Source organism: Clostridium sp. 001, from assembly GCF_019056555.1.
Lineage (GTDB): Bacteria > Bacillota > Clostridia > Clostridiales > Clostridiaceae > Clostridium_B > Clostridium_B ragsdalei.
Genome location: NZ_CP020473.1, coordinates 1,954,931 through 1,971,325 on the forward strand (window position 1 = coordinate 1,954,931; position 16,395 = coordinate 1,971,325).

Here is a 16,395-nt window from a genome sequence, read left to right on the forward strand (position 1 = left end):
CTCATTTAATTTTATTGCATTATTTGTGTTTATTTTACAAATATGTAAAATAAACAGGTGTACTTCTACGCTTCATATTTTTGTTTTAAACTCTCCATTATTTCTCTATTCTGCGCAACGATACCATTCATCTTTTTCTGCAGCTTCTGTATATCTTTAATATTTTCTCTTACCTTAGCATCTTCATAAAATGAAGTATATTTTTTTTTACAATGTGGACATTCAAAATAAGTCCTTCTAACACTATCATTTACCCAATCTGTTTCTAGTTTTTCTATTCTAAATGTTTTTCCACAATCATCACAATGAACTTCAATTCCTTTTAAAGTATTTTTCATAACATCCCTCCTAGAATTAGACTAATCTTCTTTATCCTTATTTTTCTCTTCTTTACTATCACTAATTTTTTCTTCATCTTTATTAAGTAAATATCTGAAATCAGTTAAGTCCTTATTTTTACCTCTGCCTCCATTTTTGCGTCCCAAATAAACCACCTCCCAATTTATACTTATGTCCATATCTATAGTATAACCTATAGATACAATTAATACTACAATTCATAATTTCAACTAACCTAGGAAATTCTTTAAGTAACCAATAAACATTTAAAAACTCAGTAAAAAATATCAAAAAAGAAATCATATTCACTGAAATATGATTCCTTAACTATTTTATATGACTACCTACCCTAATATTTAGATCTCTCTTTCATCTGTCTATCTATATCCCTTTTAGCAGCTCTCTCCAGCATTGTATTTCTTTTATCGTAGTTTTTCTTTCCCTTTGCTACTGCCAAATTTACTTTTACCCTACCATATTTAAGGTAAAGAGACATTGGCACAAGAGTATATCCCTGCTGGGCTGTATATTGCTGCAATTTAATTATCTCATTTTTATGAAGAAGTAATTTTCTATTTCTTAATGGATCCTTATTAAAAATATTTCCTTGTTCATAAGGACTAATATGCATATTACATATAAATATCTCACCATTTCTTATTTCAGCATAGCTATCTTTTAAGTTACATTTACCTTCTCTTATAGATTTAACTTCTGTTCCAACCAGTTCTATTCCAGCTTCCATGGATTCTTCAATAAAATAATCATGCCTTGCCTTTCTATTTTCTGCAAGAGTCTTATTACTAGACTTTTTATTAGTCAAAGCATCCCATCCCCTTTCATAACGTCTGTTTACCTAGTCCCCATTTTCTTCATCATCTATTTCCTTTACCACTTCAAAATATATCTCATGAGCGAACATATCAACTTTTAATACTCGAATTTTTATCTCATCACCTAATTTATAAATGTTTCTGTTTCTCTCCCCTACAAGGCTTAAATGTTTTTCATCATATACATAATAGTCATCTTCCAAAGTACTCATATGAACTAATCCTTCTATCGTATTTGGAAGTTCTACAAACATTCCGAAATTAGTAACTGAAGATATTATTCCTTGAAATTCTTCCCCAATTCTTTTACTCATATATTCCGCCTTTTTAAGATCATCTACTTCTCTTTCAGCGTCTTGAGCAACTCTTTCCATTTCAGAAGATTGTTTTGCAGCATAGTCTACTTCTTTTACCAATGTTTTTATTCTATTATCAGTTAACCTACCATTTATAAATTCTTTAATAATTCTATGAATAATTAAGTCAGGGTATCTTCTTATAGGCGATGTAAAATGACAGTAGTATCTAGCTGCCAGTCCAAAATGGCCCACACACTCCGATGAATATCTGGCCTGTTTCATAGAACGGAGTAGCAAAGTACTCACCACAATCTCTTCTTTTTTACCCTTTACTTTTTCTATAATATCCTGTAGGGCTTTAGGATGGACTTCCTGCCCCCATTTTATCACATATCCTAAATTATGTACAAACTCATTAAAATGCATTAATTTTTCCTCATCAGGGTCTTCATGTATCCTATATACAAAAGGTAAATTGGTCCAAAACATATGCTCAGCTATAGTTTCATTGCACACCAACATAAACTCTTCTATTATCCTGTTAGATATTCCCCTTTCATAAGGCTCAATCTTTACAGGCACACCTAAGTCATCTAAAATTATCTTGCATTCTTGAAAGTCAAAATCTATAGCTCCTCTTCCCGTTCTCTTTTTGTTTAAAATTTTACACAATTCTTCCATCAAATTAAACATGTTCACTAAATAACTATACTTTTCCATAGTCTCAGCATCTTTATCTCTTAGTATTTTTGTTACGTCAGTATAGGTCATCCTCTCATTGCTTCTAATTACACTTTCCACAACATTATGCTGTACTACTTTGCCAGTTTTATCTATTTCCATGAGACAGCTCAATGTTAGTCTATCTGTATTAGGATTTAAACTACAAATACCATTTGAAAGTTTCTTAGGAAGCATAGGTATAACTCTATCTATAAGGTAAACAGAAGTTCCTCTCTTCAATGCCTCTTTATCTAATGGATTTTTTTCCCTTACATAGTTGGATACGTCGGCTATATGGACACCTAAGGAGTAATTTCCATTTGGCAATTTACTTAAGGATATAGCATCATCTAGATCCTTAGCATCTTCTCCATCTATTGTAACTGTAAGTAAATCTCTTAAGTCAGTTCTTCTATCATACTCATCCTTTGGAATTTCTTCAGATATATTTTCAACATATTGCTGAACTTTTATAGGAAACTCTTCAGGTAAGTTATTCTTTTTTATTATGGTCAATATGTCTATTCCCTTTTCTCCTTTTTTACCTAATATATTTATTATCTTCCCCTCTGGATTTCTTCTTTTTTCAGGCCACTCAGTTATTTCTGCAACTACCACATCACCTGTTTGGGCACTTTTTCTACATTCCTTAGGTATAAATATATCTTGATATATACGCTTTTCTTCTGGTACCACAAATCCAAAATTTGTACTGTCTTCAAACGTGCCTATAACTACTTTATTGGCTCTTTCTAATACTCTTATAATTTCTCCTTCACATTTTTTACCTTTATCTTCCATCTTCGTTACCTTTACTACTACTTTATCGCCATTCATGGCGCCATTTAAATAGGAAGATGGAACAAATACATCTGCTCCTTCATTTTCTGGTATAACGAAACCATATCCTTTTTGATGTCCCTGAAACTTACCTGTTACAAGTCCCATTCTATCCGGTATTCCATATCTTTTTCTGCGTGTTTTAACTACCAATCCTTCCTTTTCCAAGTCATCCAATACCTTTTTAAAATCTTTTGCTTCAGCCTTTGTTACAGAAAATATGCTCTCTAATTCCCTTATATTCATAGGCTTATAAGCCTGTTCTTCCATAAAATTTATAATTGCTTCTTTTATATTCATTTTTTCACCACCTACTATTATCTTGACTTAATTATGGTAAAAATATTCAATATTACCCAAATTTTTTATTTAAAATAATAATATATTATACCTACACTATAAGTCAATAACCTATAGAATTTATTTCGTAACTTAAAAATCAACTTACACGTAGGCATGCTTTTACAATTCAAAATATTAACGAGCTGAAGGTTGTAAAAAATATCCGGAGTATAAGTTGATTTTTCGTTTAGAAACTCTACACAAAAAAATAAATAGAGCAACATATACCCTATTTATACAAACTGCTATCTAAATTACTTTATGAAATTTTGCACTACACATATAATTGCAAATAATATAGCTAGTATAACAGTTGTTCTTACTAACATTGCTTCTGAAGTCCTTGATTTATTTCTTGAATAAAAGCTTTCACCTGCTCCACCAGATATAAGTCCACTCAACCCGTTAGTTTTACCTGGCTGCATCAGCACAACTGCTATAAGCATAACTCCAATTATCAGCTGTAAAATTACTAAAAAAATGTGCATAGGTAATTTCCTCCTACATATTGCATTTTAAATTAACACATATACTATATTAACATATGTATCTAATAATTTCAATTTACTATTTTTTAAAAAACCCGGTGTTTTTACACCGGGCTCTTTTTTACTTTCTGTTTAGATTGTAAAATGCATCTAGTCCTCTGTACTCAGCTACTTCGCCTAATTCTTCCTCTATTCTTAAAAGTTGATTATACTTTGCAACTCTTTCACTTCTTGCTGGTGCACCAGTTTTAATCTGTCCTGCATTCACTGCTACTACTAAATCAGCTATTGTAGTGTCTTCTGTCTCACCTGACCTATGTGATACAACTGCAGTATAACCTGCTCTCTCTGCCATCTCTATAGCATTTAATGTCTCTGTAAGAGTTCCTATTTGGTTTAATTTTATAAGTATAGAATTTGCAACTTTTTTATCTATACCTTTTTTCAATCTTTCTGTATTAGTTACAAAGAGGTCATCGCCTACTAACTGAATTTTATCTCCTAATTTTTCAGTTAATAATGCCCATCCTTCCCAATCTTCTTCTGCCATACCATCTTCTAAGGAGATTATAGGATATTTATTTGCAATATCTACATAGAAATCTACCATTTCTGCAGGAGTTAAAACTTTGCCTTCTCCCTTTAAATTGTATTTTCCATCTTCATAAAATTCTGATGAAGCAGGATCTAATGCTATAAATATATCTTTTCCTGGAGTATATCCAGCTTTTTCTATAGCTTCAACTATTACCTGTATAGCCTCTTCATTTGATTTTAGATTTGGAGCAAATCCACCTTCATCACCTACACCAGTGTCATAGCCCTTGGATTTTAAAAGTGATTTTAATGTGTGGTAAACTTCAGAGCTCATTCTAAGAGCTTCACTAAAACTTGGAGCACCTGCAGGCATTATCATAAATTCCTGAAGATCTACATTATTATCAGCATGTTTTCCACCATTTAGTATGTTCATCATTGGAACTGGAAGAACTTTTGCATTTACTCCACCTATATATTGATATAAGCTTAGTCCTAAATATTCAGCAGCTGCTCTTGCGCAAGCAAGTGATACACCTAATGTAGCATTAGCGCCTAACTTAGCCTTATTTTTTGTGCCATCAAGTTCTATCATTGTCTTATCTATAAGTACCTGATCAAATACATTCATTCCTATAAGTTCTTCTGCTACGTAATTATTTATGTTATCAATAGCCTTCAAAACACCTTTTCCCTTATATTTTTCAGTGTCTCCATCTCTAAGTTCTACAGCTTCAAATGCTCCTGTAGATGCACCAGAAGGTACTGCTGATCTGCCTACAGTTCCATCTTCTAATACAACTTCTACCTCTACAGTTGGATTTGATCTTGAATCAAGGATTTGTCTTGCCATTACATCTACTATTTCTATATAATTTTTCATAAATTCTAACCGCTATGTAAAACAACGGTTTTTTCACTCCCTTCATTTCTTATTTTAATTTTATATACATATTTAAAAAATCAGCTAGTTAAGTTTAATCTTTTAATATGAGACTTTTACCTGTCATTTCTGAAGGCTTTTCTAGTCCCATAACATCAAGTATTGTAGGAGAAATATCTGCTAATATCCCATCTTGTCTCAAAGATTTTGAGTTATTTGATACAAATAAAAATGGGACTTCATTTGTAGTATGTGCTGTCATAGGACTTCCTGTAGAATAATTTGTCATTTGCTCACAATTTCCATGATCTGCTGTTATAAATACTGTTCCATCTTTTTCTAAAACTTCATCTACAATTTTCCCCAAACATTCATCTACTACTTCTACTGCTTTTTTTGCAGCCTCAAATTTTCCCGTATGACCTACCATATCAGGATTAGCAAAATTTAATATTATAGTATCATATTTATCCTGATTTAGTTCATTTAACACTTCACTTGTTACCTCTCTAGCACTCATTTCAGGCTTTAAATCATAAGTGGCAACTTTAGGTGAAGGAATGAGATCTCTATCCTCATTTTCATTTGGTTTTTCAACTCCACCATTGAAGAAAAAAGTTACATGAGCATATTTCTCAGTTTCTGCTATTCTAAGTTGTCTCTTTCCTTTACTGCTGAGATATTCTCCCAATGTATTTTTATGTAGTTCATTTTTAAAGGCTACATCCACATTTTCCAGAGTAGAATCATATTCTGTCATAGTTACAAATTCAATATTTAAATTATTTCTTTTAAATCCTTTAAATATCTTATCATTTATAGCTCGTGTAAGCTGCCTTGCCCTATCAGGTCTAAAGTTAAAAAATATTATAGAATCTTCATCTTTTATAGTAGCAATTGGATTTCCACGTTCTTCAATTACTGTTGGAATTATAAATTCATCGGTCTTACCATCTTCATAGGAATTTTGGACTGCTTCCAAGGCACTCTTTGCTTTTTTCCCTTGACCATATACAAGTGCATTATATGCAAGCTCCACCCTTTCCCATCTATTGTCTCTGTCCATAGCATAGTACCTTCCCGATACTGTTGCTATCTCTCCAATTCCTATTTGCTTTATGTAACTTTCCATATCTTTTATATAGGATCCAGCAGAGGAAGGAGGTACATCCCTTCCATCAGTAAACGCATGAATATATACGTCCTCTAGACCTTTTTCCTTGGCTAATTTGAGAAGTCCTTTCAAATGATCCGTATGAGAATGTACACCCCCTGGTGATAAAAGTCCCAAAAGATGGAGGGATGAATTATTTTTAAGACAGTTATCCATAGCTTTATTTAGAGCTTCATTTTTGAAAAAATCCCTTTCTTCTATGGACTTTGTAATTCTAGTCAGTGCTTGATACACAATTCTTCCTGCACCTATATTTAGATGTCCAACTTCAGAATTGCCCATCTGTCCTTCTGGAAGACCTACACTTAATCCACTAGCTCCTAACTCAGTATGAGGATAACTTTTATAGTATTTATCAAAATTAGGTTTATGGGCTGCTTTAATTGCATTTCCCTCTGTTTTTTCAGATATTCCAAAACCATCTAATATCATAAGCATTACTGGTTTCTTTTTCATCTTTTCCTCCAAAATACAATAAAATTTAGTAATTAACTATTTTTGCAAAGTCTTCTGACTTTAAGCTAGCTCCTCCAACTAACGCTCCATCTATATCTGATTGTGCCATCTGAGCTTTAATTGTAGCCGGTTTCACAGAACCACCATATTGAATTCTTGTTTTCTCCGCTGTTTCACTGCCGTACATTTTGGCAATTACACTTCTAATATAAGCTATAGTATCATTTGCCTGTTTGTCTGTAGCAGTTTTTCCCGTACCTATAGCCCATATTGGCTCGTATGCTACAACTAATTTTTCCACCTGACTTTTTTCAAGTCCTGCAAGATCAATCTTTATCTGTTTCCCTAAAACTTCTTCTGTTACATCTGATTCTCTTTCTTCTAAAGTCTCTCCACAACAAACTATAGGATTTATATCATATTCAAAAGCTTTTTTCACTTTTTTATTAATTGACTCGTCTGTCTCATTAAAATATTGTCTTCTTTCACTGTGCCCAATTATTACAAAATCTATTCCAATATCCTTAAGCATATTAGGAGCTACTTCTCCAGTGTACGCACCACTTTCTTCATAGTGCATATTTTGTGCTCCTACTTTTATGTTACTTCCCTTTACTGCTTTGACAACTGCATCTAGACAAACATAAGGAGGGCATACAACTACATCACATTTTGCATCACTTACTAGAGGTTTTAACTCTTCAACCAACTTCAGTGCTTCAGTTACAGTTTTATTCATTTTCCAATTTCCAGCTATTATTGCCTTTCTCATATAAATTACCTCCCTTTATTTCTATCTATCATTTAAAGCTGCTATTCCTGGCAGCTCTTTTCCCTCTAAAAACTCAAGAGAAGCTCCTCCACCTGTAGATATATGGGTCATTTTATCTCCAAAACCAAGTTGATTTACAGCTGCAGCACTATCTCCACCACCTATAATTGTAGTCGCTTCAGATTCAGCCATTGCTTTAGCTACAGCAAAAGTACCCTTGGCAAAGTTTTCAAACTCAAATACTCCCATAGGTCCATTCCATACTACAGTTTTTGCATCTTTTATAGCTTCTTCATATAACTTAGAGGTTTTAGGTCCAATATCAAGTCCCATATAACCATCTTTTATATCTACTCCATCTGTAACTATAGGTTTTGCATTTGCATCAAATTTATCTGCTATTACAGTATCTATAGGTAAAAGTAACTTTACTCCTTTGGCTTTTGCCTTATCTATCATCTGTTTGGCATACTCTAATTTATCCTCTTCTAGGAGAGAAGTTCCTATGGAATGACCTTCAGCTTTTGAAAAAGTATAACTCATTCCTCCTCCAATTATAAGGGTATCTACCTTTTCAAGCAAATTATTTATTACATTAATTTTATCAGAGACCTTAGCACCACCTAATATAGCAATAAATGGTCTTGTTGGATCTTCTACTGCATTTCCTAAAAATTTAAGTTCCTTTTGAATTAAGTACCCACATACGGCAGTATCCAAAAATTTAGTAACTCCTACAGTAGAACAGTGTGCTCTATGAGCTGTACCAAAAGCATCATTTACAAATATTTCAGCAAGGGATGCAAGTTCTTTTGAAAAATTGTCTTCATTTTTAGTTTCTTCTTTTCTATATCTTGTGTTTTCAAGGAGGACTACATCTCCATTTTTCATATTCTTAACTGCAGTCCTAGCATTTTCTCCTACTACCACATCATCTGCTGCAAATACAACTTCTTTTTTTAAAAGTTCTGAAAGCCTTTTTGAAACTGGAAGCAGTGACATTTCTGGTTTTGGCTCTCCCTTTGGTTTTCCAAGATGTGAGCAAAGTATAACCTTTGCATTTTTCTCCAGTAAATATTGTATAGTTGGAAGTGCACCGATAATCCTGTTCTCATCTGTTATCTTTCCATCTTTTAGTGGAACATTAAAATCACATCTAACAAGTACTCTTTTTCCACTTACATCTACATCCTCAATTGTCTTTTTATTAAAAGCCATATCTGTTCCCAACTCCTTTATAAATTTATTTCACGGTAACATTATACAACTGATTTTAAAATTATTGTAGTAAAAAAGCCCGGCCTCATAGACAAAACTACAAAACCAGGCCCTATAATATTATAGTCTGTCGGCAACGTATTTAGTTAAATCTGCTAATCTATTTGAATATCCAAATTCGTTATCATACCAAGCAACAACTTTAACCATGTTTCCACCTATAGCCATAGTTGAAAGTCCATCTACTATAGAAGATCTTTCATCTCCTCTATAATCTACAGATACCAAAGGTTCGTCACTATATCCTAATATTCCCTTCATATCAGTTTCAGCAGCTTTTTTGAATGCAGCATTTACTTCTTCTACTGTTACATCTCTTGAAAGTTCTGCAACTAAATCCGTACATGATACTGTAGGTGTAGGTACTCTAAGAGAAAATCCATTTAGTTTTCCCTTTAATTGAGGAAGTACAAGTGCAACTGCCTTTGCTGCTCCTGTAGTAGTTGGGATCATAGACTCACAAGCTGCTCTAGCTCTTCTCATATCTCTATGAGGAGCATCTAAAAGTCTTTGGTCTCCAGTATATGAATGTACTGTAGTCATAAGTCCCTTTACTATCTTAAATTCTCTATCTAATATTTTAGCAAATGGTGCAAGACAGTTTGTAGTACAAGATGCATTTGAAATTATATTATGTTTAGAAGCATCATAAGTTTCTTCGTTAACTCCCATAACTATTGTTGCATCTTCGTTTTTAGCTGGAGCAGATATAAGAACTTTTTTAACTGATCCTCCCAAATGTGCATTGGCTTTCGTAGCATCTGTAAAAAGTCCAGTGGATTCTATAACTATTTCAGCACCTAATAAATTCCAATCTATATTTTTAGGATCTCTTTCTGCAAATATTTTTATTTCATTTCCATTTACAACTATAGAATTTTCTTTTGCTTCTACAGTTCCATCAAATCTACCATATAAAGAATCATATTTTAATAAGTGAGCTAATGTTTTTGCATCAGTTAAATCATTGATACCTACAACCTGTAATTCATTAGCATATCTTTTTACTAATGCCTTAAATACATTTCTTCCTATTCTTCCAAAACCATTAATTCCAACCTTAACCATTTACAATTCCTCCTAAAAAATTAAATATTTATTTTAAAATAATATATTGTGTTTACTTTATGAATTTAACAATTTCCCTAGCAGCACCTTCATCTGTAATAAGAATACCATTATGATTATTTCTTACTGTAGCAAGAATAGCCTCAGCCTTACTGACTCCTCCAGCTACAGCCATCAATATATCTATTTTACCTATTTCCTCATTTACTATTCCTATGCTTGGAGTAGAATATACTACATTTCCATTTCTATCAAAGTAACATCCAAAAGCTTCTCCTACTGCTCCATCTGCCTGGATTTTATTTATCTTTTCTTCTGGTAATCCTCTTCTCCTTGCCATTTTACAAGCCATTCCTACACCATACATAAGTATATTTGCATTCGATATACTTTTTAATATATCCTGTATATCTTTTTCCTCAATAATTGCCTTTAACGCATTGCCACTTAAATTGTCAGGAACATGAAGTAATTTATAAGTACCTTCTAATTTTTCTGCTAATCTGGCAGATAGGGTATTTGCTTGAGTTTCAACATTTTTACCCATGCCACCTCTAGCTGGCACAACTAATATATCCTTTATGTTAGAAACTTTAGGCATATTATCAATTACTTCTTTTATAGTGGATCCACCAGTAATTGCAATCACATCATTACTTTTTAACACATTCTTAAGATAACTTGCAGCAGCTCTTCCTATTTCATTTAACACAGTTATATCTTCATCACAATTTCCGGGAACAATTATGATATTTTCTAAATCTAAATTATCCTTTATAAATTTCTCAATCTTAGACAATCCTCTTAATTCGTGTATAAAATCCTTCAGTTTGTTTATAATTTCTTCTCCATCCGACGTTATAGTCATACCAGGAGTGTTTATTTCAATAAAGCCTTGAGCTTTAAGAAAATTTATTTCAGTTCTAACAATTCTCTCACCTATGCCTAGATTATTGGCTAATACTCTCCTTCCGACAGGTTGGTTATAGTATATAGTCCTTAAAATGTTATATCTTTTCTCTAATAGTTTTACCAATTCAGGTACTATTCTCTGCTCAAATTTAAGTACATCTTCCACTGCTGTGCCTCCTTGGTCAAAATGCGTCCCACTGCATTATTAATTGTCCCGCTTATATTATAAAACATATGAACAATTTTTTAAATAGAAATATGAAAAAAATTTAACAACAATTATAAATATTAGGGAGAATATTAAAATCTTCTTCTCCCTTTTGATGATTTTATACCCATCTCCTCCCTATATTTTGCTACAGTTCTTCTAGAAATATTCATATCTTGTTGATTAACTAAATCACATATTTGTTGATCAGATAAAGGTTTTTTCTTGTCTTCTTCATTTATTATTTTTTCAATGCTCTTTTTAATAATTAATACAGACACATCTTCTCCATCAAATCCTTTTGATATTCCTGTAGTAAATAAGTCCTTTATTTTTATTGTTCCCCTACTTGTATATATATATTTGTCCCTTATAGCCCTACTTATAGTAGATTCATGCATGTCCATGCTACTTGCTATATCCTTTAATGTCATTGGTTTTAAATATCTTTCTCCATAATCAAAATAATCCCTTTGCAAATCCAATATCTTTTGTAATACCTTATATATAGTACTTTTTCTGTGTTGTATACTTTTTATAAGAAATACTGCACTGTTTAATTTTTCTTTTACATAATCCGCAGTCTCTTTGTCCTCCTGGTTTTCAACTATATCTTTATATACTGAATTTATGATTAGTCTTGGTGTCAAATCGTCATTCATAATTATATAATATTTGTCTCCAATTTTTTCTATATAAGCATCTGGGATTATATATTTTACATCTTCTCCTGTATAAAATCCTCTAGAAGGCTTTGGATCGAAAGTTTTTATAATATCACCATATTCCTGAGCCTGTTTTACATTTATCCCCATATTCTTTGCTATAACAGTATACTTATTTTCCGCAATTAGCTCTAAATATTTGTCTATTATTATAAATATATTTTCATCATCTATTCTTCTCTGTGTTGCCTGTATCCTCAGACATTCGGATAAATTCCTAGCACCTATTCCATAAGGTTCTAAAGTTTGAATTATATCTATACAGTACTTTACAAGTTTTGTTGAAATCTTAAGATCTTTTTCTATTTCTCCTTCTTCTATAACTAAATATCCTCTATGATCTATGTTTTCTATAATATAGGAACATATAGATTTAACGTAATCCTTTTCATTTAAGTCCATTATTTCCTCTTTTAAATATTCCTTTAAGGACTTTTTGTGAGAAATAAAGTTAAAAGGAGACACTTCTTCTTCATCACTTTTTTGATAGCTTTGATGACTAAAATTATTTGAATTAAGACTCTTTATAATTTCCTTATAATCCAATTTGTCTTTTTCTATCTCAGTAGAGTCCGGTTCCTTAACATCAAGGACAGGGTTTTGTTGAAATTCTTTTTCTATATATTCCTGAAGTTCAAAACTTGACATCTGAAGCATTTTTATGGACAATTGCATTTGCTGAGTCATGATTAATTTTTGTTCTTGAGTTAAGTTAAGTCCAAAATCCATGTTCATTTTTATATACCTCCCATTCTCACATTTTACTAAAAAAACAGCTTCTTTATTTTATTATATCATGAAGCTGTAAAAAACTTTATTTTGTTTATTTTTTTCTGCAATTCGTAATATACATGAAATACTTTACGATCCTTAAATTACAAATTGCAGACTATATATATATCTTAATAATCCTCTACAAAAAATACTCCACAAGCTCCTGATCCCGAATGCACCCCAACTGTACATCCTACTTCACATTCTATAAAATCTAATTTTTTCTCATTTAAATTTTCTCTGAGAGAATCCAATATGTCTACTTCTCCTACATGAAGTAATATCAAACCTTCATCACTTTTTATTCCTTTTTGATCAAGGTAAGCTAACATACTTCTAAGAACTCTCTTGCTTCCTCTTACCTTATCAACTACTGACATTTCTCCGTCTTTCACTTCAACTATTATCTTTATGCCCAAAATGTTTCCTATAACTCCAGCTGTTTTAGAAAGACGCCCTCCCCTTACAAGGTTATCTAAGCTGTTAAAGGCAAGAGTACTTTTTATATGGGTAGAAATTTTCTTAACTTCCTTTTCTATTTCTTTTATCCCAAGCCCTGCTTGTTTTAATTTTGCCGCCTCAATAACTTGAATTCCTAGTCCAGAAGTTACATTCATACTATCTATTACAACTATATCATCTGATTTAAGGGTTTCTTTGGCAATACATGCAGATTGATAAGTACCACTCATTTTTGATGAAAGATGAATAGAAATTATTTTGTACCCCTTTTTTATATAAGAGTTATAACAATCCAAAAACACCTGTGGATTTACTTGAGCCGTTGCAGGAAAAATACTGCTATTTTCCATCTTATTAAAAAGCGCATAAGTATCTATATCAATTCCGTCTCTATAAGATTCTTCACCAAAATTAATAATAAGAGGAAGTACTTCTATATCGTACTTTTTTAATATATATTCAGGTAAATCTGCTGTACTATCTGTTATTATCTTTATTTTTTCCATAACTTACTCCTTATTTCATATCGGGAAAATCTATCTGCCTTAAAGCCTCATAGGCAACTATTGCTACAGTATTAGATAAATTTAAGGAACGAGTACTTGTTTTTATCATAGGAACTCTTATACATTTTTCAGGGGCACTATCTCTTATTTCATCTGGCAAACCACAGGTTTCCCTTCCAAATACTATAAAATCCCCATCTTTAAATTTGGCTTCATGATAAAAGTTTTTCCCATGAGTAGTAGAAAAATAAAAAGTACTATCTTTATATTTTTCTCTAAGTTCTTCATAAGAATCATATAAAGTTAAATCCAGGTACTTCCAATAGTCAAGACCTGCCCTTCTCAAATGTTTTTCATCTAAACTAAAACCTAAAGGTTTTATCAAATGGAGCTTGGATCCTGTAAGTACACATGTTCTAGCAATGTTTCCAGTATTTTGTGGTATTTCAGGCTGAAATAACACTATATTTAAACTCAATTTTATTTCCTCCTCTATTACAACATATAAAATATAAATAATAATTTCTTTAAGTTTATGGACTCATTAGTTCAAAAGTCCTATTAAATATATTACTCCATATTGATGTTTCAGTAAAGAGCATACTTTTAACTCTACAATTAGAATTCAATGCTGCAAAGTTTTAAAAAAGTTTAAAGTCCAAATATCAAAGTTCAAATAATGACGATTTCCTTCGTGTCCCATGGAATCTATCCACAGTTGTGGATTATTTAAGATTAACTTTTCAATAGTATTTTTTCTATATCTTATTCCAAATCCAGTTATATTAGAAGCACTATAAAATTTTTAAATAGAAATCAACTTATACTCCGGATATTTTATACAACCTTCAGTTCATTAAATATTTTGATAAGTCTAAGTAAAAAATTCTAAAAAAGCTAAGAACTTTTGAAAACTCGTACCTCAAACAATTCAAAAGTTCTAAGTTTTTACGAATTTTTTCCAAGACTTATATACAAAATATTTAAAAGAACTTCATTATTGTAAAAATATGCCTGCGTATAAGTTGATTTTTAAGTTAAAATACTTAAGGTTTCTAATTGAAATTTGAACTTATACATAAAATGTAATAACAAAATTGAAAGCACCTTTAAAAACTTTTCCATAAGTCTTAGCGAGATATTTTAGAAAATCTTAGGGGCTTAGGTATGTCTGAGGTACGAGTTTAGCTAAGCTCCTTAGATTTTCTAAATACCGAACTTTAGACTTATTAAAAGTTTTTATGGTGCTGAAATTTGTCATTACATGATTTGTATAAGTCAAATTTCATGTCTAGAAACTCTACAGTTATTAAGGATTTTCATTTAAATACTTTATTATGCCATCTGAAATATTTTTTGCAAGTCTTTTTAACACATCATCATTTGACAACCTTTTTCTATCCTCATCATTAGTTATAAATCCACATTCCATAAGTACCCCAGGTATTTTGCTATATCTTAGTACTGCTAGGTTTTGTCTTCTTATGCCCTTACTTTCCCAACCATCATTTTTTACTGCCTGACTTTCTATTGTTTTTGCTAATCTTATCCTTTCAGATTTTTGATATCCATTTACATCATAATATAATGCAGTTATTCCATTAAAATTTTTATCATTTAAAGAATTTACGTGAATTGAAACAAAAACATCTGCATGAGAAGAATTTGTTTTGTTGCCTATTTCTTTAAGTGGTACTAGCTTGTCCTTATCACGAGTCAAAAGTACTACATCTCCCTGATTCTTTAAGTAAGACTGAGCATACTTTGCTATCTTTAAAGTTAAGTCCTTTTCACTCATATTTCCATAGCTTGTCCCTCTATCTATTCCTCCGTGACCAGGGTCAAGTACTATACGATACTTTTTAGATGAACTATGATTATTTGACATTTTAACTATAGGAGATGCAGCTACCTTCATAGAGTTAACTTGATTCAATATTTTAATATTTTTTCCAAAAATAAACATTATCAAAATTAAAAAAATGCAGGAAAACATTAACTTTTTTCTGCTGTCAATCCTCATAATATCACTGTCCCTTTTTCGTTTTTTTATGATATGTACATTATATCATTTTTTTCCTTAATATTCCAGTTAATATTATTCTTCTACCAAATTATATTTTTACACAGATTTAATTTTGTTTTAATATCCTATTAATAATTATATATTAGTATATTTGTATAGGAGGTATCAAAAATATGAATATATGTATAGACATTGATGGAACAATTACAGATCCATATTACTGGATAGAAAGTGCCAATAAATACTTTAATAAGAATATAACTGCCGATGAAGTAACACAATATGAACTTCATAAAATTATTGGAATAACAAGAGATGAGTATACTGATTTTTACAATAAAATCAAATTTGAACTTCATAGTGAAGAGACAATAAGAAAAGATGCCGTAGAAGTTATACAGAAACTAGCAGAATTAAATAATATTTATTTTGTAACTGCTCGTGAAAAATGTCTGGAAATTGTAACACACAAATATTTGAATAAATATGAAATACCTTACGATGGCGTTTACGTCCTTGGTTCTGCTCATAAGGTAGGTACAGCTAAAAATTTAAACTGTGATATATTTATAGAAGATAGTTATGAAAATGCCATTGAATTATCTAAAAGTAACTTTAAAGTACTACTAGTAGACACAAACTACAACCGCCTTCCTTTAAATCAAAATATCACCAGGGTATTAAATTGGAATGAAATATATAATACTATAGAAAAAATGCTGTTACAAGAAAAAGCCATGTAATAGCATT

General features: G+C 31.3%; 16 protein-coding genes. 1 reads left to right on the forward strand and 15 read right to left on the reverse strand.

Annotation, left to right across the window (positions count from 1 at the left end):
• Positions 1–65: 65 nt before the first annotated feature.
• From B5S50_RS08925 to B5S50_RS08985, 15 genes are all read right to left on the reverse strand, one after another.
• A complete protein-coding gene (locus B5S50_RS08925; RefSeq protein ID WP_023162452.1) occupies positions 66–338 on the reverse strand; it encodes a hypothetical protein in 273 nt (90 codons plus the stop codon).
• A 21-nt stretch (positions 339–359) separates the two neighbouring features.
• The gene (locus tag B5S50_RS21815; protein WP_275507577.1) at positions 360–485 is read right to left on the reverse strand and encodes a hypothetical protein; all 126 of its coding nucleotides are present in this window, start codon (positions 483–485) and stop codon (positions 360–362) included.
• 203 nt (positions 486–688) lie between these two features.
• Positions 689–1,162 (reverse strand): SsrA-binding protein SmpB, encoded by a 474-nt coding sequence (gene smpB, locus B5S50_RS08930; RefSeq protein WP_065078391.1) that lies wholly within the window; start codon positions 1,160–1,162, stop codon positions 689–691.
• A gap of 33 nt (positions 1,163–1,195) precedes the next feature.
• Positions 1,196–3,334, reverse strand: coding sequence for a ribonuclease R (gene rnr, locus B5S50_RS08935; RefSeq protein WP_065078392.1), 2,139 nt, complete (start codon positions 3,332–3,334; stop codon positions 1,196–1,198).
• Positions 3,335–3,630: 296 nt separating this feature from the next.
• Complete coding sequence (gene secG / locus B5S50_RS08940) at positions 3,631–3,864, reverse strand: preprotein translocase subunit SecG (protein WP_065078393.1); 234 nt, start codon at positions 3,862–3,864, stop codon at positions 3,631–3,633.
• A 121-nt stretch (positions 3,865–3,985) separates the two neighbouring features.
• Positions 3,986–5,284, reverse strand: coding sequence for a phosphopyruvate hydratase (eno, locus tag B5S50_RS08945; RefSeq protein WP_013240509.1), 1,299 nt, complete (start codon positions 5,282–5,284; stop codon positions 3,986–3,988).
• A gap of 94 nt (positions 5,285–5,378) precedes the next feature.
• On the reverse strand, positions 5,379–6,914 hold the full coding sequence (gene gpmI, locus B5S50_RS08950) for a 2,3-bisphosphoglycerate-independent phosphoglycerate mutase (protein WP_065078394.1): 1,536 nt from the start codon (positions 6,912–6,914) through the stop codon (positions 5,379–5,381).
• A 25-nt stretch (positions 6,915–6,939) separates the two neighbouring features.
• Positions 6,940–7,686, reverse strand: coding sequence for a triose-phosphate isomerase (gene tpiA / locus B5S50_RS21565; RefSeq protein WP_065078395.1), 747 nt, complete (start codon positions 7,684–7,686; stop codon positions 6,940–6,942).
• A gap of 21 nt (positions 7,687–7,707) precedes the next feature.
• A complete protein-coding gene (pgk, locus tag B5S50_RS21570; protein WP_065078396.1) occupies positions 7,708–8,904 on the reverse strand; it encodes a phosphoglycerate kinase in 1,197 nt (398 codons plus the stop codon).
• Between the two features lie 120 nt (positions 8,905–9,024).
• The gene (gap, locus tag B5S50_RS08960) at positions 9,025–10,032 is read right to left on the reverse strand and encodes a type I glyceraldehyde-3-phosphate dehydrogenase (RefSeq protein WP_217303622.1); all 1,008 of its coding nucleotides are present in this window, start codon (positions 10,030–10,032) and stop codon (positions 9,025–9,027) included.
• A 52-nt stretch (positions 10,033–10,084) separates the two neighbouring features.
• Positions 10,085–11,110 (reverse strand): sugar-binding transcriptional regulator, encoded by a 1,026-nt coding sequence (locus B5S50_RS08965; RefSeq protein WP_065078397.1) that lies wholly within the window; start codon positions 11,108–11,110, stop codon positions 10,085–10,087.
• A gap of 134 nt (positions 11,111–11,244) precedes the next feature.
• Positions 11,245–12,606, reverse strand: coding sequence for an RNA polymerase factor sigma-54 (rpoN, locus tag B5S50_RS08970; protein ID WP_207644812.1), 1,362 nt, complete (start codon positions 12,604–12,606; stop codon positions 11,245–11,247).
• 173 nt (positions 12,607–12,779) lie between these two features.
• The gene (locus B5S50_RS08975; RefSeq protein WP_217303623.1) at positions 12,780–13,619 is read right to left on the reverse strand and encodes a DegV family protein; all 840 of its coding nucleotides are present in this window, start codon (positions 13,617–13,619) and stop codon (positions 12,780–12,782) included.
• Positions 13,620–13,629: 10 nt separating this feature from the next.
• The gene (gene trmL, locus B5S50_RS08980; protein ID WP_065078400.1) at positions 13,630–14,097 is read right to left on the reverse strand and encodes a tRNA (uridine(34)/cytosine(34)/5-carboxymethylaminomethyluridine(34)-2'-O)-methyltransferase TrmL; all 468 of its coding nucleotides are present in this window, start codon (positions 14,095–14,097) and stop codon (positions 13,630–13,632) included.
• An 831-nt stretch (positions 14,098–14,928) separates the two neighbouring features.
• Complete coding sequence (locus B5S50_RS08985; protein WP_065078401.1) at positions 14,929–15,642, reverse strand: N-acetylmuramoyl-L-alanine amidase; 714 nt, start codon at positions 15,640–15,642, stop codon at positions 14,929–14,931.
• 167 nt (positions 15,643–15,809) lie between these two features.
• Here B5S50_RS08985 and B5S50_RS08990 point away from each other — a divergent pair, with 167 nt between their 5' ends.
• Complete coding sequence (locus B5S50_RS08990) at positions 15,810–16,388, forward strand: hypothetical protein (RefSeq protein ID WP_217303792.1); 579 nt, start codon at positions 15,810–15,812, stop codon at positions 16,386–16,388.
• Positions 16,389–16,395: the final 7 nt, after the last annotated feature.

Excerpts from the sequence above, each read along its gene's own strand:
- B5S50_RS08925 (WP_023162452.1), bottom strand. The coding sequence starts at position 338 with ATGAAAAATACTTTAAAAGGAATTGAAGTTCATTGTGATGATTGTGGA.
- rnr (WP_065078392.1), bottom strand. The coding sequence starts at position 3,334 with ATGAATATAAAAGAAGCAATTATAAATTTTATGGAAGAACAGGCTTAT.
- secG (WP_065078393.1), bottom strand. The coding sequence starts at position 3,864 with ATGCACATTTTTTTAGTAATTTTACAGCTGATAATTGGAGTTATGCTT.
- eno (WP_013240509.1), bottom strand. The coding sequence starts at position 5,284 with ATGAAAAATTATATAGAAATAGTAGATGTAATGGCAAGACAAATCCTT.
- gpmI (WP_065078394.1), bottom strand. The coding sequence starts at position 6,914 with ATGAAAAAGAAACCAGTAATGCTTATGATATTAGATGGTTTTGGAATA.
- tpiA (WP_065078395.1), bottom strand. The coding sequence starts at position 7,686 with ATGAGAAAGGCAATAATAGCTGGAAATTGGAAAATGAATAAAACTGTA.
- pgk (WP_065078396.1), bottom strand. The coding sequence starts at position 8,904 with ATGGCTTTTAATAAAAAGACAATTGAGGATGTAGATGTAAGTGGAAAA.
- gap (WP_217303622.1), bottom strand. The coding sequence starts at position 10,032 with ATGGTTAAGGTTGGAATTAATGGTTTTGGAAGAATAGGAAGAAATGTA.
- rpoN (WP_207644812.1), bottom strand. The coding sequence starts at position 12,606 with ATGGATTTTGGACTTAACTTAACTCAAGAACAAAAATTAATCATGACT.
- B5S50_RS08975 (WP_217303623.1), bottom strand. The coding sequence starts at position 13,619 with ATGGAAAAAATAAAGATAATAACAGATAGTACAGCAGATTTACCTGAA.
- B5S50_RS08985 (WP_065078401.1), bottom strand. The coding sequence starts at position 15,642 with ATGAGGATTGACAGCAGAAAAAAGTTAATGTTTTCCTGCATTTTTTTA.